The sequence below is a fragment of the Agrobacterium larrymoorei genome, from assembly GCF_030819275.1.
Classification (GTDB): Bacteria; Pseudomonadota; Alphaproteobacteria; order Rhizobiales; family Rhizobiaceae; genus Agrobacterium; species Agrobacterium larrymoorei_B.
Genome location: NZ_JAUTBL010000002.1, coordinates 2,949,124 through 2,972,537, shown reverse-complemented (window position 1 = coordinate 2,972,537; position 23,414 = coordinate 2,949,124). Strand labels below are relative to the sequence as shown.

Annotated in this window: 18 protein-coding genes; 16 read left to right on the top strand and 2 right to left on the bottom strand. The window is 59.3% G+C overall.

Features of this window, described 5'->3' with window-relative positions; all coding sequences use genetic code 11:
- The first annotated feature begins 1 nt into the window (after position 1).
- Genes hisH through coaA form a run of 5 tightly spaced genes read left to right on the top strand, consistent with a single transcriptional unit; the run spans position 2 to position 3,503 of the window.
- Complete coding sequence (gene hisH, locus QE408_RS22860) at positions 2-652, top strand: imidazole glycerol phosphate synthase subunit HisH (protein ID WP_306934723.1); 651 nt, start codon at positions 2-4, stop codon at positions 650-652.
- A gap of 1 nt (position 653) precedes the next feature.
- Positions 654-1,388: a 1-(5-phosphoribosyl)-5-[(5-phosphoribosylamino)methylideneamino]imidazole-4-carboxamide isomerase gene (hisA, locus tag QE408_RS22855; RefSeq protein WP_306934722.1), complete on the top strand. Its 735-nt coding sequence runs from the start codon at positions 654-656 to the stop codon at positions 1,386-1,388.
- A complete protein-coding gene (gene hisF / locus QE408_RS22850; RefSeq protein WP_306934721.1) occupies positions 1,385-2,161 on the top strand; it encodes an imidazole glycerol phosphate synthase subunit HisF in 777 nt (258 codons plus the stop codon). The genes hisA and hisF overlap by 4 nt, the downstream gene beginning before the upstream one ends.
- Before the next feature lie 20 nt (positions 2,162-2,181).
- Positions 2,182-2,505: a phosphoribosyl-ATP diphosphatase gene (locus tag QE408_RS22845; protein ID WP_306934720.1), complete on the top strand. Its 324-nt coding sequence runs from the start codon at positions 2,182-2,184 to the stop codon at positions 2,503-2,505.
- Positions 2,506-2,510: 5 nt separating this feature from the next.
- Positions 2,511-3,503 carry a type I pantothenate kinase gene (gene coaA, locus QE408_RS22840; protein WP_306934960.1) on the top strand — a complete coding sequence of 331 codons (993 nt, stop codon included), beginning with the start codon at positions 2,511-2,513 and terminating at the stop codon, positions 3,501-3,503.
- Positions 3,504-3,551: 48 nt separating this feature from the next.
- Here coaA and arfB read toward each other — a convergent pair whose 3' ends face one another.
- On the bottom strand, positions 3,552-3,986 hold the full coding sequence (gene arfB, locus QE408_RS22835) for an alternative ribosome rescue aminoacyl-tRNA hydrolase ArfB (RefSeq protein WP_306934719.1): 435 nt from the start codon (positions 3,984-3,986) through the stop codon (positions 3,552-3,554).
- A 142-nt stretch (positions 3,987-4,128) separates the two neighbouring features.
- A complete protein-coding gene (locus tag QE408_RS22830) occupies positions 4,129-5,739 on the bottom strand; it encodes a phosphoenolpyruvate carboxykinase (protein WP_306934718.1) in 1,611 nt (536 codons plus the stop codon).
- Positions 5,740-6,078: 339 nt separating this feature from the next.
- Here QE408_RS22830 and chvI point away from each other — a divergent pair, with 339 nt between their 5' ends.
- From chvI to addA, 11 genes are all read left to right on the top strand, one after another.
- A complete protein-coding gene (chvI, locus tag QE408_RS22825; RefSeq protein ID WP_306934958.1) occupies positions 6,079-6,804 on the top strand; it encodes a two-component system response regulator ChvI in 726 nt (241 codons plus the stop codon).
- Positions 6,805-6,919: 115 nt separating this feature from the next.
- Positions 6,920-8,707 (top strand): stimulus-sensing domain-containing protein, encoded by a 1,788-nt coding sequence (locus tag QE408_RS22820; protein ID WP_373465575.1) that lies wholly within the window; start codon positions 6,920-6,922, stop codon positions 8,705-8,707.
- Positions 8,697-9,161 carry an HPr kinase/phosphorylase gene (locus QE408_RS22815; protein ID WP_306934716.1) on the top strand — a complete coding sequence of 155 codons (465 nt, stop codon included), beginning with the start codon at positions 8,697-8,699 and terminating at the stop codon, positions 9,159-9,161. The genes QE408_RS22820 and QE408_RS22815 overlap by 11 nt, the downstream gene beginning before the upstream one ends.
- A gap of 146 nt (positions 9,162-9,307) precedes the next feature.
- Entirely contained in the window at positions 9,308-9,709 is a 402-nt protein-coding gene (locus QE408_RS22810) for a PTS sugar transporter subunit IIA (protein ID WP_306934715.1), read from the top strand.
- Between the two features lie 14 nt (positions 9,710-9,723).
- The gene (locus tag QE408_RS22805) at positions 9,724-9,999 is read left to right on the top strand and encodes an HPr family phosphocarrier protein (protein WP_306934714.1); all 276 of its coding nucleotides are present in this window, start codon (positions 9,724-9,726) and stop codon (positions 9,997-9,999) included.
- 129 nt (positions 10,000-10,128) lie between these two features.
- A complete protein-coding gene (ahcY, locus tag QE408_RS22800; RefSeq protein WP_111848737.1) occupies positions 10,129-11,529 on the top strand; it encodes an adenosylhomocysteinase in 1,401 nt (466 codons plus the stop codon).
- Positions 11,530-11,838: 309 nt separating this feature from the next.
- On the top strand, positions 11,839-14,319 hold the full coding sequence (locus QE408_RS22795) for a sensor histidine kinase (RefSeq protein WP_306934956.1): 2,481 nt from the start codon (positions 11,839-11,841) through the stop codon (positions 14,317-14,319).
- The gene (gene tsaE / locus QE408_RS22790) at positions 14,316-15,833 is read left to right on the top strand and encodes a tRNA (adenosine(37)-N6)-threonylcarbamoyltransferase complex ATPase subunit type 1 TsaE (RefSeq protein ID WP_306934713.1); all 1,518 of its coding nucleotides are present in this window, start codon (positions 14,316-14,318) and stop codon (positions 15,831-15,833) included. The genes QE408_RS22795 and tsaE overlap by 4 nt, the downstream gene beginning before the upstream one ends.
- Before the next feature lie 10 nt (positions 15,834-15,843).
- Positions 15,844-16,563, top strand: coding sequence for a nucleotidyltransferase family protein (locus QE408_RS22785; protein WP_306934712.1), 720 nt, complete (start codon positions 15,844-15,846; stop codon positions 16,561-16,563).
- An 88-nt stretch (positions 16,564-16,651) separates the two neighbouring features.
- Positions 16,652-19,828, top strand: a complete 3,177-nt coding sequence (gene addB, locus QE408_RS22780; RefSeq protein ID WP_306934711.1) for a double-strand break repair protein AddB — start codon at positions 16,652-16,654, stop codon at positions 19,826-19,828.
- The gene (gene addA, locus QE408_RS22775) at positions 19,818-23,396 is read left to right on the top strand and encodes a double-strand break repair helicase AddA (RefSeq protein ID WP_306934710.1); all 3,579 of its coding nucleotides are present in this window, start codon (positions 19,818-19,820) and stop codon (positions 23,394-23,396) included. Before addB ends, addA begins: the two co-directional genes overlap by 11 nt.
- Positions 23,397-23,414 lie beyond the last annotated feature (18 nt).

The window sequence follows — 23,414 nt, the reverse complement described above, 5'->3', positions numbered from 1 at the left end:
CATGCGTGTGGCAATTATCGACTACGGCTCCGGCAACCTTCGGTCCGCGACCAAGGCGTTCGAGCGTGCGGCACGGGAAGCCGGCATCGACGCGACGATCGATCTGACCGACCGGCCTGAAAGCGTAGCATCGGCAGACCGCATCGTGCTGCCGGGCGTCGGTGCCTATGCCGATTGCCGTGCTGGATTGGGTGCGGTGACAGGCATGCATGAGGCGCTGATCGACGTGGTGGAGAAGAAGGGCCATCCCTTCCTCGGCGTCTGTGTGGGCATGCAGCTCATGTCCTCGCGTGGCCTTGAAAAGACTGTGACCGAGGGGCTTGGCTGGATCGAAGGCGATGTCGTGGAGATGACCCCATCGGACCCGGCTCTCAAAATTCCGCAGATCGGCTGGAATACGCTGGAATTGCACCGCCCTCACCCGCTCTTCGATGGCATCAAGACCGGGCCCGATGGCTTGCACGCCTATTTCGTCCACTCCTACCATCTGGCGGCGAAGCATCGCGACGAAGTCATCGCCACCACCAATTACGGTGGAGCGATGACGGCCTTCGTTGGGCGCGACAATATGGCTGGGGCTCAGTTCCATCCGGAAAAGAGCCAGACGCTCGGCCTTGCCCTCATTTCGAATTTTCTGCGCTGGAAGCCCTGACATGATCCTTTTTCCCGCAATTGACCTCAAGGACGGCCAGTGCGTTCGCCTGAAGCTTGGCGATATGGACCAGGCCACCGTCTACAACACCGATCCCGGTGCGCAAGCCAAAGCCTTTGAAGACCAGGGCTTCGAATGGCTGCATGTGGTGGATCTGAACGGCGCTTTCGCCGGACAGACCGTCAATGGCGAAGCTGTCGATGCCATTTTGAAATCCACCAAGAACCCGGTGCAGCTCGGCGGCGGTATTCGCACGCTGGAGCATATCGAAGCATGGCTGAGCCGCGGTCTCGCTCGCGTCATTCTCGGTACCGTTGCGGTGCGCGATCCGGTTCTGGTTCTGGAAGCCTGCAAGCGCTTCCCCGGCCAGGTTGCCGTGGGCATCGACGCCAAGGGTGGCAAGGTTGCGGTGGAAGGCTGGGCGGAGGCTTCCGAGCTTGGTGTGATCGAGCTTGCCAAGCGCTTCGAAGGCGCAGGCGTGGCGGCGATCATCTACACCGATATCGACCGTGACGGCATTCTGGCCGGGATCAACTGGGCCTCGACGCTTGAGCTTGCCAATGCGGTTTCTATTCCGGTGATCGCATCCGGCGGGCTTGCTTCGATGGACGATATCAAGCGCATGCTCGAGCCGGATGCCGCGAAGCTGGAAGGTGCAATCTCAGGGCGCGCGCTGTATGACGGGCGTATCGATCCGGCGGAAGCACTGGCGCTGATCAAGGGGGCGAAGGCATGACACTCAAAGCACGCATTATCCCCTGCCTTGATGTAAAGGACGGTCGCGTCGTCAAGGGCGTGAACTTCGTCGATCTGATCGATGCGGGCGATCCTGTCGAGGCGGCGAAAGCCTATGATGCGGCCGGTGCCGATGAGCTTTGCTTTCTCGACATCACTGCGTCTTCCGACAATCGCGAAACCATCTTCGATGTGGTCTCGCGCACAGCCGACCATTGCTTCATGCCGGTGACGGTGGGTGGCGGCGTTCGTGCCGTGTCCGATATTCGCAAGCTTCTGCTTTGCGGTGCCGACAAGGTGTCGATCAACTCGGCTGCGGTCAAAGACCCGGATTTCGTCGCGCAGGCGGCGGATAAGTTCGGCAATCAGTGCATCGTCGTCTCCATCGACGCCAAGAAGGTGTCGAGCAACGGCGAGGCCGATCGCTGGGAAATCTTTACCCATGGCGGACGCCAGCCCACGGGAATCGATGCGGTGGAATTTGCCGTGAAGATGGTGGAGCGCGGCGCCGGCGAGTTGCTGATCACCTCTATGGACCGCGACGGCACGAAGAGCGGCTACGACATCGCGCTGACCCGCACGATTGCCGATCAGGTTCGTGTTCCGGTTATCGCTTCCGGCGGTGTCGGTAATCTGGATGATCTGGTGGCGGGCGTGAAGGAAGGCCATGCGACGGCGGTTCTGGCGGCGTCGATCTTCCACTTTGGCACCTATACGATCGGGCAAGCCAAGGCCTATATGGCCGATCATGGCATTGCCATGCGTCTCGACTGATCTTTCAAAGGACAAGCAGCATGAGCGGGTTTTCCCTTTCCGATCTCGAGCGCATCGTTGCCGAACGCGCCAGCGCATCGCCTGATCAATCCTGGACGGCCAAGCTTTTTGCCGCCGGTCAGAACAAGGCCGCCAAGAAGCTCGGCGAAGAAGCGGTCGAAACGGTCATCGCGGCCATCTCACAGGATCGCAAAAACCTGACGGATGAGGCAGCCGATCTGCTTTACCATCTTCTCGTGGTCCTCAAGATCGCCGATATCCCTCTCTCCGATGTGTTTGCGGAGTTGGAGAGACGGACAGGTCAGTCCGGATTGCAGGAAAAGGCATCAAGGCCTCAATCATGACGACGATGGCACGCAGGGGGGAGCAAGGCATGCCAACGACACTCGATCATTTCAGACCGGATGAGTATTCGCCCTATCACTTCTTCAGCTCGGAAGAATGGTCGAAATTTCGCGCCGACACGCCTTTGACGCTCTCCGCCGACGAGGTGAAGCGCCTGCGCTCACTGGATGACCCGATTGATCTCGATGAGGTCCGGCGGATCTATCTATCGCTCTCACGTCTTCTTTCCTCGCATGTGGAAGCGTCGCAACTGCTCTTCGCGCAGCGCAATCGCTTCCTCAATATGGAGCACGTCAACAAGACGCCCTTCGTCATCGGCATCGCAGGCTCGGTTGCAGTGGGCAAATCCACCACCGCCCGTATTCTGAAAGAGCTTCTGGCGCGCTGGCCCTCCAGTCCGAAGGTCGATCTGATCACCACGGACGGCTTTCTCTATCCGAACGAGGTGCTGCGGCGCGAAAATCTGATGGATCGCAAGGGCTTTCCCGAAAGCTATGACATTGGCGCGCTGCTTCGCTTTCTTTCCGCCATCAAGGCCGGCCAGCCGAATGTCCAGGCGCCGCGTTACTCGCATCTGGTCTATGACGTGCTGCCAACCGAGTTCACCAATGTCGACCGGCCGGACATCCTGATTTTCGAAGGCATCAACGTGCTGCAGGCGCGCAACCTGCCGGCAGGCGGTCGTATCGTGCCGATGGTCTCGGACTTCTTTGACTTCTCGATCTATATCGATGCAGACGAAAAGGTCATCCATAACTGGTACGTCAACCGCTTCATGAACCTGCGCAACACCGCCTTTCGCGATCCGACATCCTACTTCAATCGCTATGCGTCGATTTCGGAAACGGCAGCGCTGGCGATTGCAGAAGGGCTTTGGGAAAATATCAACCTCAAGAACCTGCGCGAGAATATCGTGCCCACGCGCCCGCGCGCTGACCTCATCTTGCGGAAAGGCCAGAACCATCTGATCGATATGGTGGCGTTGAGAAAGCTTTAGGTCTTTGTTTCCGACGGGATCGGGCCGTCTCGTATCTGTTCGGGATGGCTAATCCTGCCCGGGCTTGCCGCGCATCTTCTTGATATCAGACCGGCCTGATTTCGCTTTCAACCTGCGCTCGACCGAACCCTTCGTCGGCTTGGTGGCCTTACGCGGCGGCGGCGGTGGCTCGGCTGCCTTGAGGATCAGTTCCTTCAGACGCTCCCGCGCATCTTCCCGGTTCCGCTCCTGAGTGCGGAACTGGCTGGCCTCGATCATCAACACGCCTTCTTTCGAGACGCGCCGTCCACCAAGCTTCACGAGATTGGTCTTGATCCGGTCCGACAGCGCCGGAGAAGCCGTGATATTGAAGAAGAGTTGAACCGCAGTGGAGACCTTGTTGACGTTCTGGCCACCCGGGCCGCCAGCCAGCACGAATTGCTCCGTCAGTTCCCATCCGGCAATTATTATTCTGCTGCTGATGTAAAGGGGCGCGCTTGCCATGTCATTCTCCGGCAGGCGTGATGCCACAGATCCAAGATAATGAAAACCATCAGGCCGACTTCAAGCAGCAGAATGATCATATAGAGCATCAAACGAAAAACCCGGCGCAAGGCCGGGTTCGTATCGTGAAGAAATCGAGCTCTTACTCGGCTGCCGCCAGCAGGCCAGGGGCCGCGTCACGCACAGTGCTGTCGACATGATCTTCGAACTTGGTGAAGTTGGTGACGAACATGTTGACCAGCTTCTTGGCCTGCGCATCGTAGGCGGTGCCATCGGCCCACGTCGAGCGCGGGTCGAGAATGCTGTTGTCGATACCTTCAAGCGAAGTCGGTACGGCAAAGCCGAAATTCGCGTCGGTGCGGAACTGGGCGTTCTTCAGCTCGCCGGTCAGTGCAGCGGTGAGAAGCGCGCGCGTTGCCTTGATCGGCATGCGCTTGCCTATGCCGTAGGCACCACCGGTCCAGCCGGTGTTGACCAACCAGCAATCCACGCCGTGCTGCGCAATCAGATCACGCAGCAGGTTGCCGTATTCCGTCGGATGACGCGGCATGAACGGAGCACCAAAGCAGGTCGAGAAGGTGGCTTCCGGTTCGGTCACGCCCTTTTCCGTACCGGCAACCTTGGCGGTGTAGCCGGAGAGGAAGTGGTACATGGCCTGTTCCGGTGTCAGACGCGCGATCGGCGGCAGCACACCGAAGGCATCGGCGGTCAGCATTATGATCGTCTTCGGATGACCGGCAAGGCCGGTCTTCGAGGCGTTGGGAATGAAGTGCAGCGGATAGGCGCTACGCGTGTTTTCCGTCAGCGAATTGTCGTTGAAGTCCGGAACACGGTTTTCGTCGAGAACGACGTTTTCCAGAACCGTGCCAAAGCGGCGCGTTGCCGCGTAGATTTCCGGCTCGGCCTCGGCAGAGAGCTTGATCGCCTTGGCGTAGCAGCCGCCTTCGAAATTGAAGATGCCGTCTTCGCCCCAGCCATGCTCATCGTCACCGATCAGCGTGCGGGCTGGATCGGCCGACAGTGTTGTCTTGCCGGTGCCCGACAGGCCGAAGAACACAGCGGCATCACCATCCGGGCCGACATTGGCGGAGCAGTGCATCGGCATGACGCCCTTGGCAGGCAGCAGGTAGTTGAGAACGGTGAAGACCGATTTCTTGTTTTCGCCGGCATAGGATGTGCCGCCGATGAGAACGATGCCCTTGGTCAGGTCGCAGGCGATCACCGTTTCGGTGCGCACACCGTGACGGGCAGGATCGGCCTTGAAGCTCGGCAGGTTGATGATGGTGAGCTTCTGCTTGAAGGAGCCAAGCTTCTCACGCGCGGGGCGGATCAGCAGGTTACGGATGAAGAGGCCGTGCCAGGCAAGCTCGGTAACGACGCGTGTCGGCAATGCGTTTTCTTCATCGGCACCGCCGACGAGATCCTGAACGTAGAGCGTCTTGCCAGCCGCATGCGCGAGCATGTCCTTGTGCAGGATTTCGAAATGCTCCGGCGACAGCGGCTTGTTGTTGTCCCACCAGATGGTGTTTTCCGTGTTGGCATCGCGCACCACGAATTTGTCCTTCGGAGAACGGCCGGTGTGTTGACCGGTAACGGCACGCAGCGCGCCATCGACGGTCAAGTCCGCCTCGCCGTTGCGGATCGATTCTTCGTACAGCTCACTCTCGATGAGGTTGTAATGCACGACAGCGGCGTCGCCCAGACCAAGTGCAGACACACCGTTTTCTGGATTGTGTACTCCGAGTTCTTTCATGGCGCGTTCCCTTTTTCTGAATGCGGGCCGTGTAAATTTTCAGCGAAGCTACCGGCAAGGACGGGAAATGGCAAGATGCTAATCCAAAAATATCTAACAATTTCAATATATTAATCGATTTAAAAGATTTTATTCCTTTTTAAATCGGTTTAGTTGGCTCGCAAATCCCAGCTAATGCCTCCCTCTGGAAAATCATCCTGCAAAGCTGAGCTTTCTCGGGGGATTGGCCTTTGCCACAATTTGTTCCACCTTTATACTCATGAGACGTGTTCACGGCGCACAACCTAGGCTGGGTGAATGTCGGGAGCAGAGATTGCAATGACGATGGAGACCAATTTTATGCAGACGATTGCGCTTGTAGACGACGACCGTAATATCCTGACATCGGTGTCGATCGCGCTCGAAGCGGAAGGCTATAAGGTCGAAACGTATACCGATGGCGCTTCCGCCCTTGACGGGCTGATTGCGCGCCCGCCTCAACTGGCGATTTTCGATATCAAGATGCCGCGCATGGATGGCATGGAGCTCTTGCGCCGTCTCAGGCAAAAGTCGGATCTTCCCGTCATCTTCCTGACCTCCAAGGATGAGGAAATCGACGAGCTGTTCGGCTTGAAGATGGGGGCCGACGATTTCATCACCAAGCCGTTTTCGCAGCGCCTTCTCGTGGAGCGCGTCAAAGCGATCCTGCGCCGCGCGAGCAGCCGAGAAGCAGCAGCGACCGGTGTAAGCCCGATGAAGACCGCCGCCGATCAGGCGGCGAGAACGCTAGAGCGCGGCCAGCTCGCCATGGACCAGGAACGCCACACCTGCACCTGGAAGGGCGAGCCGGTGACGCTGACCGTGACGGAATTCCTCATCCTGCATTCGCTGGCGCAGCGCCCAGGCGTCGTCAAGAGCCGCGATGCGCTGATGGATGCCGCCTATGACGAGCAGGTCTATGTCGACGACCGTACCATCGATAGCCACATCAAGCGCCTGCGCAAGAAATTCAAGCTGGTCGACAATGACTTCGACATGATTGAAACGCTCTATGGCGTGGGCTATCGCTTCCGCGAAGCGGCTTAAGGCCGGAGAATGACGCCGCACTAGTGGTCTGATTTTGACATTTGATCCTCAAGATCGCCGCACATGCTATCAAATGTCAAATTCATTCCACTATCGGGGCTGAGGAACGCACGTGTTGAACAAGACGCAGGATAGCGCATCGGAGACATCCGATGCCGACGATCGTGAGAGCGGTCGGCGGCACCGGATTCATCCGTTGACGATCATCCGGCGGATTTTCGGCAACGCCGTCTTCTCCAGCCTTACGCGCCGCATTCTTTTCTTCAATGTCGCCGCGACCGTCGTGCTGGTCGGTGGTATTCTCTACCTCAACCAGTTTCGCGAAGGGCTGATCGATGCGCGGGTGGAAAGCCTGCTGACACAGGGCGAAATCATCGCCGGTGCGATCTCCGCCTCGGCGTCGGTGGATACCAATTCGATTACGATCAATCCGGAAAAGCTGCTGGAATTGCAGGCGGGTCAAAGCATCACGCCGGTGCCGAATGATGAGGACTTGAGCTTTCCGATCAATCCCGAGCGAGTTGCGCCGGTTTTACGTCGGCTGATTTCGCCGACCCGCACCCGCGCCCGCCTCTTCGACGCGGATGCGAACCTGCTTCTCGATTCGCGCCACCTCTATTCGCGCGGTCAGGTGCTACGCTACGACCTGCCGCCGGTGACCCCTGAGACCCAGACCTGGAGCGAATGGTTCGCCAGTCTGTTCAACCGTATGCTGCAGCCAAGTAGCCTGCCTCTTTACAAAGAAACGCCTGGCGGTGACGGATCGATCTATCCGGAAGTGATGAATGCACTGACGGGTGTTCGCGGCGCTGTCGTGCGCGTCACCGAAAAAGGTGAGCTGATTGTTTCGGTGGCCGTTCCGGTCCAGCGTTTCCGCGCCGTGCTGGGTGTCCTGCTTCTGTCCACACAGGCGGGCGATATCGACAAGATCGTCCATGCCGAGCGACTGGCGATCATGCGCGTCTTCGGCATTGCGACGCTGGTGAACATCGTTCTGTCGCTGCTTCTTTCGTCCACCATCGCCACACCGCTTCGCCGTCTCTCGGCCGCTGCCATCCGCGTGCGCCGGGGTGCCAAGGCACGCGAGGAAATTCCGGACTTCTCCGCCCGTCAGGATGAGATCGGCAACCTCTCGATTGCCCTTCGCGAGATGACCAATGCGCTTTACGACAGGATCGACGCGATCGAGAGTTTTGCGGCGGATGTCAGCCACGAGTTGAAGAACCCGCTCACCTCCCTGCGCAGCGCCGTCGAAACTCTGCCGCGCGCGAAGACGGACGAATCCAAGCAGCGTCTTACCGAAATCATTTTCCACGACGTGCGCCGTCTCGACCGCCTGATCAGCGACATTTCCGATGCCTCGCGTCTTGATGCGGAACTGGCGCGTGCCGATTCCTCGCCGGTGGATCTCGAGGTACTGCTCAACGGCCTTGTCGAAATCTCGCGGCAGATTTCCAGCAAGAAGAAGACGGTCACCATCGACTACGTGGCCGATCACAAGCCCGGTGTGAAAACGAGCTACGTCGTCAACGGTCACGATCTTCGCCTTGGCCAGATCGTCACCAATCTGATCGAAAACGCCCGTTCCTTCGTCTCGCAGGATGGCGGGCGCATTTTCGTCCACCTGCTGCGGCATAAGGATCGCTGCTTGATTCGCGTCGAGGACAATGGTCCCGGCATTCAGGCTGAAGATATCGACCGCATTTTCGAGCGCTTCTATACCGACCGTCCGGCAAGCGAAGGCTTCGGTCAGAATTCGGGCCTCGGTCTTTCGATCAGCCGGCAGATTGCCGAAGCCCATGGCGGTACGCTGAAGGCGGAAAACATCATCGACAAATATGGTGTGATCTCAGGCGCCCGCTTCACTCTGTCGCTTCCGGCAGCCCATACACATGAGCGCTGACCGCATCAATTACCATGCGACCGCCATCGTCATCGACGGGACCGGACTGCTGTTTGTCGGTCCTTCCGGCAGCGGCAAAAGCGAACTGGCCTTCAGCTTCATGACAGAGGCAAAACGGTGTGGCCTTGCCACGGCGCTCGTGGCGGACGATCAGGTTCTGATGTCGTCGAGAGCCGACCGCGTGATCGTGGAGCGGCCGGAGAGCATTGCCGGACTCTTTGAATTGCGCGGTAGCGGTATTGTCGAAGTTGAAAGCATTCCGTCAGCTGCAATGGACTATGCGGTAACGCCTGTTCTGCACCCGGACACCCCTCGCCTGCCACCGGATAATGAGTGGCTGGATCTGCCGACCGGCAACAGGCTACCGCTCATTCGGATTCCGCTTTCCAGCATCACCCCCTATGGAAAATTTGCTGCACTTGCTCAAAATCTGTTCAAAGCAAAGGGAAAGTGAACGAGAATCCCACAATTGGGGGCTTGCGCTTCCCATTTTCCTCATCAAGATGTGGTCCCACCGATGGACAGGTTTGCGGCATTGCGATAGGGCGGCAGACCAGAAGCAGGTCCAGGTGGCAAAGTGCGTGTGTAAGGGAGCATTTCATGATCGGACTAGTGCTTGTCACTCATGGCAAGCTGGCTGAGGAATTTCGTCACGCGGTTGAGCATGTGGTCGGGCCTCAGAAGTTGATCGAGACCGTATCGATTGGGCCCGAAGACGACATGGATCAGCGTCGGCAGGATATTATCGACGCCGTTACACGCGCCAATGACGGCAATGGCGTCATCATCCTCACGGATATGTTTGGCGGAACGCCCTCCAACCTTGCCATTTCCGTGATGAATAGCGGCACGGTCGAGGTGATTGCAGGCGTCAATCTCCCCATGTTGATCAAGCTTGCCGGCATTCGCACTGAAGACAATATGGACAAGGCCTTGCAGGAGGCGTCCGACGCCGGCCGGAAATACATCAATGTCGCCAGCCGCGTTCTCAGCGGCAAATAAGAAGAACACGCTTCATGTCCTCACTGTCGAAGGAACTGCTGATCGTCAATAAGCGTGGTCTCCATGCACGCGCCTCCGCGAAATTCGTACAGATGGTGGAACAGTTCGATGCCGCGATCTCTGTATCGAAGGACGGCATGACGGTAGGTGGCACGTCGATCATGGGACTGATGATGCTGGCCGCCAGCCCTGGGTGTACCGTTCTCGTCGAAGCAAGCGGCAATCAGGCGGATGAAGCCCTTGCAGCGCTCGAGGCGCTGGTGGCTGACAGGTTCGGCGAAGAACTTTGATAACCACCATATAAAGACATAAAGACTTCTTTATATCATTATTGCCAGATCAGCCATTGCCTGTTAGAACCGCAGCCTGAATTACGAGGCAGCGGCACGGTTCCCTGCCATTTTGAGCAGGAGACCTTTATGAGCGCTGACAAGGACTACATCGTCGCGGATATCAACCTTGCCGACTACGGCCGCAAGGAACTGGACATTGCCGAAACTGAAATGCCGGGCCTGATGGCCTGCCGCAGCGAATTCGGTCAGAGCAAGCCGCTGAAGGGCGCACGCATCTCCGGCTCGCTGCACATGACGATCCAGACCGCCGTCCTGATCGAAACGCTGAAGGAACTCGGCGCTGATATCCGCTGGGCTTCCTGCAACATCTTCTCGACGCAGGACCACGCTGCTGCGGCCATCGCGGCTGCCGGCATCCCCGTCTTCGCCGTCAAGGGTGAAAGCCTGACCGAATATTGGGAATACACCGACAAGATTTTCCAATGGACCGATGGCGGCCTCTCCAACATGATTCTGGATGACGGTGGCGATGCGACCATGTACATCCTGCTCGGCGCACGCGCGGAAGCTGGCGAAGACGTTCTGTCGAACCCAGGCTCGGAAGAAGAAGAGATCCTCTTCGCACAGATCAAGAAGCGCCTTCAGGCTTCGCCAGGCTGGTTCACCAAGCAGCGCGACGCGATCAAGGGCGTGACCGAAGAAACCACGACAGGCGTTCATCGTCTTTACGACCTCAGCAAGAAGGGTCTCCTCCCCTTCCCTGCGATCAACGTCAATGACAGCGTCACCAAGTCGAAGTTCGACAACAAGTATGGCTGCAAGGAATCGCTGGTTGACGGTATCCGTCGCGCCACCGACGTGATGATGGCCGGCAAGGTTGCCGTCGTCTGCGGTTACGGCGATGTCGGCAAGGGTTCGGCTGCTTCGCTTCAGGGCGCAGGCGCTCGCGTCAAGGTCACCGAAATCGATCCGATCTGCGCGCTTCAGGCTGCCATGGACGGTTTTGAAGTCGTTCGCCTGGAAGACGTCGTATCGTCTGCCGACATCTTCATCACCACCACCGGCAACAAGGATGTCATCCGCATCGAGCATATGCGCGAGATGAAGGACATGGCGATCGTTGGCAATATCGGCCACTTCGACAACGAAATTCAGGTCGCTTCGTTGAAGAACCTGAAGTGGACGAACATCAAGCCGCAAGTGGACATGATCGAGTTTGCCAAGGGCAACCGTATGATCCTTCTGTCGGAAGGCCGCCTGCTGAACCTCGGCAACGCCACCGGTCACCCGTCCTTCGTCATGTCGGCTTCCTTCACCAACCAGGTGCTCGGCCAGATTGAACTCTTCACCAAGCAGGGCGAGTACAAGAACGACGTTTACGTGCTGCCGAAGCACCTTGATGAGAAGGTCGCCCGCCTTCACCTCGAGAAGCTTGGCGTGAAGCTGACCGAACTTTCCGACACGCAGGCAGATTATATCGGTGTCTCGAAGACGGGTCCTTTCAAGGCAGAACACTACAGATATTGATTTTATAGTTAATATCCACATCAAATACACCACATCTAGGCGTCGCGGACTTGACAAAGTCCGCGATTTCTTTTTGAGCGCCGCCCTTCCCGGAAATTTGCTGAGACGGTATTGTCTGAAGACTTGATTCGTGTGGGCGGATGCCCGTGCGAAAATGGGATGTCTTGTCGAAGATGCGGCACATAGGACGGAGACAGACCGGGGATGTCGGTAACAAAAGCGAACTCGCGCCAGCGGGTGCAAAAGAACGTGGAGACGGGCAACAACGAGGCGCCCGTTCTTGAACGATTGCGCGGCTCTCTGACCACTATGGCAGGCGCCTTGCGCCAAAAGATGTGCGCGGTCTCCGCGCTGATGGCTGGAACGGCGCTCAGCGGCTTCGCCACGGGTGCCCGGGCACAGGACGGTGCGCTCCTCCTAAGAAGCGAACGTTTGTTCTCCTCTAATGAAACCATCCTTTATTCGATCTTCGTCGGCGCTCTTTCCGCGACCCTCTTCTCGATCGTCTGGCTGGTGCGCCAGCGCGGCAATATCGAAGCTGGGATGAAAGAGTACCGCACGGCCCTCTCCGAAGCGCAGAACAAGATTTCCAAATATGAGGCGTTGATTTCCGACAAGTCGCGCCGGATCGTCATTTGGGAAGATACCGGCGAGCGTCCGGAATTCTTTGGTCAGTTGCCACCCGAAACTGGCGTGCCGTCTGCCGATTCCGACTTTTTGGCCTTTGGCCGCTGGCTGCGCCCCACGTCGGCAGCACCGCTGGAAAAGGCAATTGAGCTGCTGCGCGGCCAGGCGCAAAGCTTCGACCTGACGATCGAGACACAGCGCGGAGAAGTCATCGAGGTTCAGGGACGCGTGTCCGGCGGCAAGGCCTTTGCCCGCTTTATCGCTCTCAACAATATGCGCGCCGAATTGGCAGAGTTGAGGGTAGAGCGAGAGCGGCTGCTTTCCTCCATGTCGACCTTCCAGGAGCTTCTCGATTCAATCGAGCAGCCAGCCTGGCGCAGAAACAATGAGGGCGCGCTGATCTGGGTGAACCACGCCTATGCCATTGCCGTGGATGCCACCACGCCACAGCAGGCGGTCGCCGAACAGCGCGAATTGCTGAACACGGTGACGCGGCAGAAGATCCGTGCCACGGCAACGCCGGAATCGCCCTATCACGACCGGATCTCCACCGTGGTTTCCGGCAACAGAACCTTCTTCGATGTGGTCGATATCAAGACGCCGAGCGGCTCTGCCGGTATCGCCATCGACGCTTCCGATGCCGAGACCATCCGCGAAGAGCTGAAGCGTACGCTGAAAAGCCACGCGGAGACGCTCGATCATCTGGCAACGCCAGTCGCCATCTTCGATGGCGAGCAGCGCCTGCAGTTCTACAATCAGGCCTTCGCCCGCCTTTGGGGCCTCGATCTGGTGTTCCTGGAATCGAAGCCCGGCAATTCCGAGCTTCTCGATCGGCTGCGCAGCGCCGGAAAGCTGCCGGAGCAACTCAGCTGGAAGAGCTGGAAAGAGACAGCACTTTCCGTCTATCGCGCACTCGATACCAAGACCGATCTCTGGCACCTTCCGAATGGACAGACTCTACGTGTCATTGCCACCGCGCATCCACAAGGCGGTGCGACCTGGGTGTTCGAGAATCTGACCGAACAGGTCGATCTCCAGACCCGTTACAACACGCTGGTCAAGGTTCAGGGCGAAACCATCGATCATCTCGCCGAAGGTGTCGCGGTGTTTGGCGCCGACGGACGTATTCGCCTGTCCAACCCGGCATTTCGCGCACTTTGGGCGATTACCGCGGAAGAGGCCGAAGCCGGCAAGCATATCCGCTCCATCGAAGCCGTCTGTGCACAATCCTACGACAAGCCTGATGGCTGGCGCGCATTCGCGCAATTCATCACCAGCTTCGACGACGAGCGCCCTTCCAAGCAGGGAACGCTGGAACTTCTCTCCGGCCTCGTGCTCGATTACGCCGTGATCCCGCTTCCCGACGCACAGACCATGCTGACCTTCGTCAACATGACGGATAGTGTCCGCGCCGAACGGGCTTTGAAGGAAAAGAACGAGGCGCTGCGCAAGGCCGACGAGCTGAAGAACGATTTCGTCCAGCACGTTTCCTATGAGCTGCGCTCACCGCTGACCAATATCATTGGCTTTACCGACCTTCTCAAAACGCCCGGCATGGGTGAACTGAACGATCGCCAAGCCGAATATCTCGATCATATATCGACCTCGTCATCCGTGCTGCTGACCATCGTCAACGACATTCTCGACCTCGCGACCGTCGATGCGGGCATCATGCATCTGAATTATGCCGAGAATGATTTGAACGAGCTTCTGGACGATGTGGCAGTGCAGATCAGCGACCGTCTGCAGGAAAGCGGCGTTTCGCTCGAGATTGTCGCACCGGCCCATCTCGGCTCCATCGTCGCCGATCACCAGCGGCTGAAACAGATCCTGCTGAAGCTTCTGACCAATGCCGTCAACTTCTCGCCGGAAGGTTCGGCGATCCGCCTGACCTGCCAGCGTAGCGAGGGCGATTTCGTCTTCTCGGTCGCCGATCAGGGTCCCGGCATCCCCGAGGACATGCTGAAGACGGTCTTTGACCGCTTCTCGACACGCGGCCAGGCTGGCCGACGCACGGGGGCAGGCCTTGGCCTCTCCATCGTCGAAAGCTTCGTCAGCCTGCATCAGGGCACCGTTACGCTCGACAGCCGCCCGGGTGAAGGCACTGTCGTGACCTGCCGTATCCCCTCCCACGATCAGCCGCAGTCCATTGCTGCCGAATGAGTGACGAGACGCTTTCCCTTTCGCTCTTCCTCGCTGATGAGGCCGAAACCATCCGGCTTGGCGAGGAGTTGGCGCTTGCCATAAAGCCTGGCGACGCCATTGCGTTGGTGGGCGATCTGGGGGCTGGAAAATCGACGATGGCGCGGGCTCTGATCCGCGCGATCGCCGATGATGCCGAGCTCGAAGTACCGAGCCCGACGTTTACCATCGTTCAATCTTATGCTCTTCGATTTCCCGTCGCGCATCTCGATCTCTATCGTCTCTCCGACGTGTCGGAACTGGACGAACTCGGCATCGACGAGATGCTTTCGGACGGCGTGTGCCTGATAGAGTGGCCGGAGATGGCAAGCGACGTGCTGCCTAAAGCATCGACCATCCTGCTGCGCCTCACACACGAGGGAGACGGCCGGCGTGCTGTGATCGAGGCATCCCGGCGTCATATAGAGCGTCTTGAACGGGTCTTCGCCATTCGCCGCTTTCTGGAGCGGAACGGCAAGGCGAGCACCACGCGGCGCTATTTCAGTGGTGACGCCGCCTATCGCACCTATGAACTGGTGCGCGATGACGACAGCCAATATCTGTTGATGGACTGGCAGCCCCAGCCGCCCGGCCCCGCTCTTCACAACGGCAAATCCTATTCGGAGATCGTGCATCTTGCCCGCACGGTCGAGCCGTTCGTTGCTCTTGATCTCCATCTCCGAAGCGAAGGCTTCGCGCTGCCCGAAATCCTGGCGCGCGACATGGATGAAGGCATCCTGCTTTTGAGCGATATGGGACGCGCAGGCGTTCTGGATGCCAATGGTGCGCCCATTGAGGAGCGCTACATCGAAAGCGCTGCCTGTCTGGCGGCGCTGCATGAAAAGCCGATGCCTGCAACGATCGGGCTGCCGGATGGTGGGCGCTATGAGATTCCGCGCTTCGATGCCGATGCGATGAAGATCGAGACCTCGTTGCTGCTGGACTGGTACCTGCCCCACATCCATGACGGCAAACCAACCGACGACGCCAAGCGGCAGGATTTTTTCGCCGTTTGGGATCAGTTGATCGCCAAGCTTGCCGATGTGGAAACAGGGCTCGTCTTGCGCGACTTCCACTCGCCGAACATCATCTGGCAGCAGGACAAACCAGCGCCACAGCAAGTGGGCATCATCGACTTTCAGGACGCGATGATCGGCCCGACCGCCTATGACCTCGCCTCTCTGGTACAGGACGCGCGCGTGACCATTCCGCCTGATCTGCAGGCGCGAATGATGGAGCGGTATCTCGATATCCGCCGCAAAAATCCTGCCTTCGACGAGAAGGTGTTTCTCAAAGCCTTTGCCATCATGGCGGCGCAACGCAATTGCAAGCTGGTCGGCGCCTGGGTTCGGCTTTTGAAGCGCGATGGCAAGCCGGGCTATATGAAGCACATGCCACGCACCTTCACCTATATGCGGGCCGCGCTTGACCATCCCGAACTTGCGCCGCTGCGGGACTGGTTTGCGCGCGCGGGCATAGACCTCAACTCTCACTGAAGCTTTTCCCATGACGATCAGACAAGCGATGGTTCTGGCAGCAGGTCTCGGCACGAGAATGCGCCCGATCACCGACACGATCCCCAAGCCGCTGGTCAAGATCGCGGGCAAGCCGATGATCGATTATGTGCTCGATCTCCTAGCAGCGGCGGGCATCGAGACGGTTTCCATCAACGTCCATCACCATGCCGACCAGATGGTCGCGCATCTTGAAGGCCGTCACGACCTTGAGATCCTGATCTCGGATGAGCGCTCGCAGCTGCTGAATTCCGGCGGCGGTCTCGCCAAGGGTTTGAAGTTGCTCGCGCCGGGACCGGTTCTGGTGATGAATGCCGATCTCTTCTGGGTCGGTGAAACGCCAGGCCTTCCCACCAATCTACAGAAGCTTGCGGCAGGGTTCGACGCTGGCCGCATGGATATGGCAATGCTTTGCGTCGATATGGATCGCACAACCGGCCACAACGGCAAGAAGGATTTCAACTTCGCAGAGGATGGGCGCCTGACCCGTTATCAGGAGGGTGAACCCCACCCGGTGGTTTACGCTGGTGCGATCGCCATGGATTCGCGCCTGCTGAACGATGCCCCTGCCGATGCCTTCAACCTCAATATCTATTTCGACCGTGCCATTGCAAAAAACCGGTTGTATGGCGTGATGCTGGATGGTCAGTGGATTACGGTCGGCACACCGGATGCTATAGAGGATGCGGAGCGAACTATCGCTTCCGTTTAGAGCGCCGTGCATCCTTTAGGACGCACAAAGGACGCTCTAACGCTTTAAATAGAAGCATCGTGCTTTAATCCGAGAGAAGGTCGAACCATTGGCGCCTGCCAAACGCATCCTGACCATCGCGCCGGGAACACCCTTTCTAAAGACGCTGGCACAGAGCCTCTGTGCCGGGACACTCGCGAATGGCTTTGCCTATGATCCCGCCGACCCGCTATCACTTGCCCGCGTGACGATCTATGTACCCACGCGCCGTTCGGCCCGTGTGTTGCGCTCCGAATTCGTCGATATTCTCGGCGGTCGTTCGGCCATTCTGCCGGTCATTCGCCCACTCGGCGAGACCGATGACGACAGCGGCTATTTCGACATTGAAACGCCTGCGACAATCGATCTTGCACCACCGATTTCCAGCACGGCTCGGCTTGTGGAACTGGCACGGCTGATTCTTGCCTGGCGAAACAGTCTACCGGATGCGATCCGCGCTATCCATTCCGATTCGCCGCTCGTGGCACCCGCCAGCCCGGCAGACGCGATCTGGCTCGCGCGGGCACTCTCCGAAGTCATCGACGCGATGGATACGGAAGACAAGGATTGGGAAGCGCTTTCCGATCTCGATACGGCCGATCACGCCCAATGGTGGCAGTTGACGGCAAAGTTTCTGGAAATCGCAAGCATTTACTGGCCAGCTCGCCTCACCGAGCTTAACCGCTCTTCTGCCGGTCGGCATCGCAACGCCATCTTGCGCGCTGAGGCAGACCGGCTGAAGAAGATCGTGACGACGGATCCAATCATCGTTGCAGGCTCCACCGGCTCCATTCCCGCTGCCGCCGATCTGATTGCGGCCGTCGCCTCGCTGCCGCATGGCACAGTCGTGCTTCCCGGTCTCGACCTCGACATGCCGGAAGATCAGTGGCAGGCGATCAATGAAGTCCCGGATGACGCGGCAAGCCGGACCCATTCGCAATATGGCCTTTTCATCCTGTTGCAGAAGCTCGGCGTCTTGCGTCGCGATGTGGATCGGATCGGTGCGCTGGACCGCGACCTGCAAGACCGCGCCGCCATTTTTTCCACCGCCCTTGCGCCGGTTCGGGCGACAGCGGAATGGAACGAGTGGCGCGCGGACAAAACCCCGGCCTTTTTCGAAAATGCCTTCTCTGCTGCTTCGATGATAGAGGCTGCCAATGAACGCGAGGAGGCAACCGCAATTGCCATCGCGCTAAGACTGGCACTTGAAAAGCCCGGTCAGAACGGCCCGTCACAGGCCGCCCTCATCACGCCGGATCGCGGGCTTGGCCGACGGGTGGCGACGGAGCTGGCCCGTTTTGGCATCGAGGCGGACGATTCCGCCGGTACGCCGCTCTCTGCCACACCGCAGGCCGGACTTCTGCAATTGGCGCTGGAAGCGATCTTGCGGCCTGGCGATCCAGTGGCGGTCATTTCTCTGTTAAAGCACCCGCTTTGTCGCTTTGGTCTCAGCGAACATCAAATGACTGAGGCAGTTGCAGCGCTTGAGCTTCTGGCCCTGCGCGGAGGGCGCGAAGAAACGACGCTTGGCAATCTCGATGCGCTTCTGGCGCATCAGATGGCACTTCATGCCGACGATCGCCATCCGCCGCATTGGCGTACGGCATTGTCCGAGGATGCGCCGCTTGCGGCTGGAGATTTGGCGGCGCGCGTAAAAGCCGCGATAGAGCCGCTGGAGCAGGCTTTCATCCATCACGATCCGCTCCGCGGTCGTCTCACCTCCCGCCTGACACTGGCTGAATGGGCGGAGCGCTCGGGCCGGGTGATCGAGGCGATCTGCCTGGATGAGGCAGGGGATCTGGCAAGCCTTTGGTCCGGCGAGGCGGGCGAAAAGCTTTCAAGCCTCTTCGCCGAACTGATGGAGTGCGGCAACGCGTTGGAGGCGGATGGTCCGCAATGGATCGATATCGTCGCTGCCTTCGTCGCGGGCGAATCGATCAAACCACGCGCCATGCGACACCCGCGCGTTTTCATCTTTGGTGCGTTAGAAGCACGTTTGCAGAGCATGGACACCGTCATCATCGGCGGTTTGAACGAAGGCGTGTGGCCCGGGCAAACGGCTAACAATCCCTTCCTGTCGCGCAGCATGAAAACGTCGATCGGGCTTGAGCCGCCGGAACGCCGTATCGGCCAGTTGGCACATGACTTCGAGATGGCAAACGGCACGCGTCATATCATCTACAGCCGCGCACTGCGCCAGGGTTCGACCCCTGCCGTGGCCTCGCGCTGGCTGCAAAGGCTGCTGGCGTTGGGCGGAGAGGATTTTGCCGAGGCGTTGAAGCAACGCGGCGAATCCTTCCGCAATTGGGCAACGATGCTGGATGACAGCGAGACGCAGGATCCGGCACGACGCCCTGCCCCTACCCCACCTGCCGATTTGCAGCCGAAGAGCTATTCCTTCAGCGAAGTCGGACGGCTGCGCCGCGACCCCTACTCCATCTATGCGCGGCGCATCCTGAAGCTCGATCCTCTGGACGAGTTCAATCGCGATCCAGGCGCTGCCGACCGCGGGACGCTCTATCACCGCATCATTGAGCTCTACTCCCGTGAGGAGCATGTTCCAGGCACGCCGGCATCCGAAGACGCAATGATGCGCGTGTTGAACGCGTGTTTCGACGAAGAAAACCTGCCGGCACATATCGATATCGTCTGGCGACCGCGCTTCGTTGCGGTGGCGCGCGAGTTTCTCGCCTGGGAGAAAGATCGCCGTCCCATGGTGCGCCGTTCCTATGTGGAAGCTCGCGCCGGACAGGACATTCCAGAGGCCGGTATCCGGCTGACCGGCGTGGCCGACCGGATCGACATCAAGACCAATGGCAAGGCGGATATTGTCGATTACAAGACGGGGCTCTCCCCGACTGTGAAACAGGCCCGCTCCCTCCTCGATCCGCAACTGGCGCTGGAAGCGGCCGCTCTGATGCGGGGCGCTTTCCGCGACGCCGGAACGCCGACGCCGGAGGATCTGATCTATGTGCGCCTGCGGCCCGGAGAGCGCTTTGGCACCGATGTCGTCAACAACGAGAACGCCAAGGCGACCGCCAAGACGGTGCCGAAGAGCGCGGCGGAACTGGCGACGGACTCGATCGACCAGCTGAGCAAGTTCATCAAAGCGTTGCGAGACGGTAAGAACGGCTTCGTGTCGCGCCTGATCCCCGAAGAACAGCAATCCTATGGCGGCGAGTACGACCATCTGGCGCGTGTCTCCGAATGGTCCACCACAGAACCGGGAGATGGCGATGGCGAATGATCTTTTCGAATACGCCGCCGAGCAGGCTCTCGATCATGGGCCGGAGCGCGACGAATTAAGCGCATGGATCGACTGGACGACACGGCAGCAGACCCGCGCGTCCGATCCGAAAAGCTCGGCATGGGTGTCTGCCAATGCGGGTTCGGGCAAGACACATGTTTTGACCCAGCGGGTGATTCGTCTGCTGCTGGCCGGTTGCCGCCCCTCCGCCATTCTCTGCCTGACCTATACGAAGGCGGCGGCCTCGGAAATGTCGAGCCGTGTCTTCGATCGTCTCGCGGATTGGGCCACGCTCTCCGACACCGCCTTGAGAGACCGCATCACGTCAATTGAAGGCCGTGTCCCGGACGCGATCAAGCTGAAGGAGGCGCGCCGTCTTTTTGCCAAGGCGCTGGAAACACCGGGCGGACTGAAAATCCAGACGATCCACGCCTTTTGCGAAGCGCTGCTACACCAGTTTCCGCTGGAAGCGAATGTCGCCGGCCACTTCTCGGTTCTGGATGACCGTGCCGCCAGCAGTCTTTTAGCAGAAGCGCGCCGCAGCCTGCTGACCGCCGTTTCGCTGGAACGCAACACACCACTGGCGCTGGCGCTTGCCTATGTGCTCGATCTGGCCGACGAGACCGGGCTGGAAGCGCTGCTAAGCGCCATCGTTGCCAACCGCAATCCTCTGCGCGGCTTTCTTGAAGGCGCTGCACGCAGCGGCGGGATCGACGCGGCGCTTCGACGCCATGCCCGCATCGGTGCCAGTGAGACGCTTGAGACGGCAGCGGCGGCCTATTGGCCACTCCCAGGTCTCTCCGGCCTGTCACTCGACACCTATCTGACGCTGTCCGACGAGGTTGGCGGGGCGCGCACCCATGAGGTGTCCTATGCGTTGCGGGAAGCAGCGAGAGAAAGCGACCCATTCAAGCGTATCGCCTTCATTGAAAGCGCGCTGCTCACCCAGAAGGGCGAGCGCAAATCCGATGCTTACGTCATCAACAAGGCGATGCAGACCGCAGAACCCAATCTTCTGGATGACCTGACGCTTGCGCGCGCCCATGTGGTTGCTTGCCGCGACCGGTACCGGACGCTGCGCATGCTGGAAGCCACCAGGCATGCTCTCACACTTGCGGATCGGCTGATCGGCGACTTCGAGGACTTGAAGAAGCAACGCAGCCAACTCGATTTCGAAGACCTGATCGAGCGCGCAGCCACGCTTCTTAACCGCGATACGGCAGGTGCCTGGGTACATTACAAGCTGGACCAGGGCATCGACCATATTCTTGTCGATGAGGCACAGGACACCAGCCCGGTACAGTGGTCGATCATCCAGTCGCTGGCGGCAGATTTCTTCCATGGCGAGACGGCGCGCGCTGATCAACGCACGCTGTTTGCCGTGGGTGATGAGAAGCAGTCGATCTATTCTTTCCAGGGCGCAAGGCCGGAGCGGTTTTCGCAGGAACGCGAAGAGACGGCGCGGCGGGTGACTGCCGTCCAGCAGATCTTTCATCCCGTGCGTCTGCCGCTTTCCTTCCGTTCAACGGCGGATGTGCTGGCTGCAGTGGATCAGGTCTTCTCTTTACCCGAGAATGCTGCCGGTCTCAGCGCCGACAACGAACCCGTAGAGCATCGCTCCAACCGCCTTGGCCAGCCCGGAACGGTGGAACTGTGGGACATGGTTGCCGCCGAGCCCGCGGAAGATGAAGAAGACTGGACGGCGCCCTTCGATGCGTTGCGCGAAAGCGCCCCGCCCGCCATCGTCGCACGCCGGATTGCCGCGCGTATCGCAGCGATGATAGGCACCGAAACGGTGATCGAGAACGGTGTCGAACGTCTTATCGAGGCGGGTGACATTCTGGTGCTGGTGCGCAAGCGCCATGCCTTCGTCAACGCGCTGACGCGGGAGTTGAAGCAGCGCAAGAACATTCCCGTTGCCGGTGCCGACCGCTTGCGGCTGACGGACCACATCGCCATCCAGGATCTGCTGGCGCTGGGGCGCTTCGTACTTTTGCCGCAGGACGATCTGTCACTTTCGGCGTTACTGAAAAGCCCGCTCTTCAACCATGATGAAGACGATATTTTTGACCTAGCGGCCAAGCGTCCAGAGAAGACGAGCGTTTGGGACTGCTTGCAGCAGCGCGCTGGTGAAGATGGCAGCCGCTTTGCCGACACGCTGAAGACGCTCTCGACGCTTATTGCGCTCTCCCGTAACGCGACGATCCATGATTTCTACGCGGCGGTGATGACGATCCATGGCGGTCGCAAACGCTTTCTTGCGCGGCTCGGCAACGAGGCGAGCGACGTTCTGGATGAGTTTCTGTCCTTTGCGCTCGATCACGAAAAGACCGGCCTCCCCGGCCTGCAATCTTTCATCTCCGTACTGGAGACAGACGCGCCAGAGATCAAGCGCGAGCAGGACAAGGAGCGCGGCGAAGTCCGCATCATGACGGTTCATGCCTCCAAGGGTCTCGAGGCACCCGTGGTGTTTCTGGTCGATGGCGGCTCGAAGGCTTTCATTCCAAGCCATGTGCCTCGGCTACGCTTTCTCGAGACCAAGGATGCTGCATTTCCCGTATGGCTGCCAGGAAAGAGCTTCGACAACACGCTGATCGACCAGGATGATGGCCGCTTGAAGGATGCGGCGGAGCAGGAGTATCGCCGTCTCCTCTATGTCGCCATGACGCGCGCTGCCGACCATCTGATCGTTTGCGGCTATCGCGGGCCGAAGGAGAACCCGGATTGCTGGCACCAGATGATCAAGCGGGCACTTGCTGCCGATAAAGCACGATGCGCGTCGCGTCAGTTCCAAGCAGGTGGCGAAGCCTGGGACGGTCTGTTGTGGCAAATGCATGCGCAGGCACCCAGAACGATCGCCGAGAGCAAGGTGCTGCCGAGCGCCGAACCTGAGGCATTTCCCGCCTCGCTGATGCAACCACTGCCACCGGCTCCTGCCCTTCCCCGGCCGCTCAGCCCGTCCGGCGCCGGGACGATCGTCGATGACGGCGCAGACGATCTTATCGTCTCCTCCCCGCTCTTTACCAAACCGGAAACATCGTCCGACCTTGCGCTGCAACGCGGGCGTCTTGTGCACCGGATGCTGCAGACGCTGCCCGACTATCCCCAGCTTGAGCGGGAAGACGCCGCCCGTCGCTATGCGGAGCGTGCGGCGCGCTACTGGCCAGAGAGGGAACGCGAGAGGCTCATCAGCACCACCCTTGCCGTTCTGTCTGAACCGGCAATTCAATCGGCCTTCTCCGCCAGCAGCCGGGCAGAAGTCTCGATCATGGGGACATTGCGCCTTGGCAAACAGGATTTCGCCGTATCCGGCCGGATCGACCGCCTGGCGGTGGATGGCGAGCACGTCATTCTGGTGGATTACAAGACCAATCGGGTACCGCCAGCCAACGAGAACACCATTCCATTCGCCCATATCGCCCAGCTTGCAATCTATCGCGAGATCTTGAAGCCGCTCTACCCGGACAAAGTCTTCACCTGCGCGCTCGTCTATACGGAGAACGCATCCTTCGTGACGCTCAAGGACGAAGCGCTGACACAAGCCCTTGCCGCAATCTCGACAAAGTGAGATACCGGACATTGAAAA

Excerpts from the sequence above, each read along its gene's own strand:
- ahcY (WP_111848737.1), top strand. The coding sequence starts at position 10,129 with ATGAGCGCTGACAAGGACTACATCGTCGCGGATATCAACCTTGCCGAC.
- coaA (WP_306934960.1), top strand. The coding sequence starts at position 2,511 with ATGGCACGCAGGGGGGAGCAAGGCATGCCAACGACACTCGATCATTTC.
- hisA (WP_306934722.1), top strand. The coding sequence starts at position 654 with ATGATCCTTTTTCCCGCAATTGACCTCAAGGACGGCCAGTGCGTTCGC.
- QE408_RS22810 (WP_306934715.1), top strand. The coding sequence starts at position 9,308 with ATGATCGGACTAGTGCTTGTCACTCATGGCAAGCTGGCTGAGGAATTT.
- tsaE (WP_306934713.1), top strand. The coding sequence starts at position 14,316 with ATGAGTGACGAGACGCTTTCCCTTTCGCTCTTCCTCGCTGATGAGGCC.
- addA (WP_306934710.1), top strand. The coding sequence starts at position 19,818 with ATGGCGAATGATCTTTTCGAATACGCCGCCGAGCAGGCTCTCGATCAT.
- QE408_RS22845 (WP_306934720.1), top strand. The coding sequence starts at position 2,182 with ATGAGCGGGTTTTCCCTTTCCGATCTCGAGCGCATCGTTGCCGAACGC.
- arfB (WP_306934719.1), bottom strand. The coding sequence starts at position 3,986 with ATGGCAAGCGCGCCCCTTTACATCAGCAGCAGAATAATAATTGCCGGA.
- QE408_RS22785 (WP_306934712.1), top strand. The coding sequence starts at position 15,844 with ATGACGATCAGACAAGCGATGGTTCTGGCAGCAGGTCTCGGCACGAGA.
- QE408_RS22805 (WP_306934714.1), top strand. The coding sequence starts at position 9,724 with ATGTCCTCACTGTCGAAGGAACTGCTGATCGTCAATAAGCGTGGTCTC.
- QE408_RS22795 (WP_306934956.1), top strand. The coding sequence starts at position 11,839 with ATGGCAGGCGCCTTGCGCCAAAAGATGTGCGCGGTCTCCGCGCTGATG.
- hisH (WP_306934723.1), top strand. The coding sequence starts at position 2 with ATGCGTGTGGCAATTATCGACTACGGCTCCGGCAACCTTCGGTCCGCG.
- QE408_RS22830 (WP_306934718.1), bottom strand. The coding sequence starts at position 5,739 with ATGAAAGAACTCGGAGTACACAATCCAGAAAACGGTGTGTCTGCACTT.
- hisF (WP_306934721.1), top strand. The coding sequence starts at position 1,385 with ATGACACTCAAAGCACGCATTATCCCCTGCCTTGATGTAAAGGACGGT.
- chvI (WP_306934958.1), top strand. The coding sequence starts at position 6,079 with ATGCAGACGATTGCGCTTGTAGACGACGACCGTAATATCCTGACATCG.
- QE408_RS22815 (WP_306934716.1), top strand. The coding sequence starts at position 8,697 with ATGAGCGCTGACCGCATCAATTACCATGCGACCGCCATCGTCATCGAC.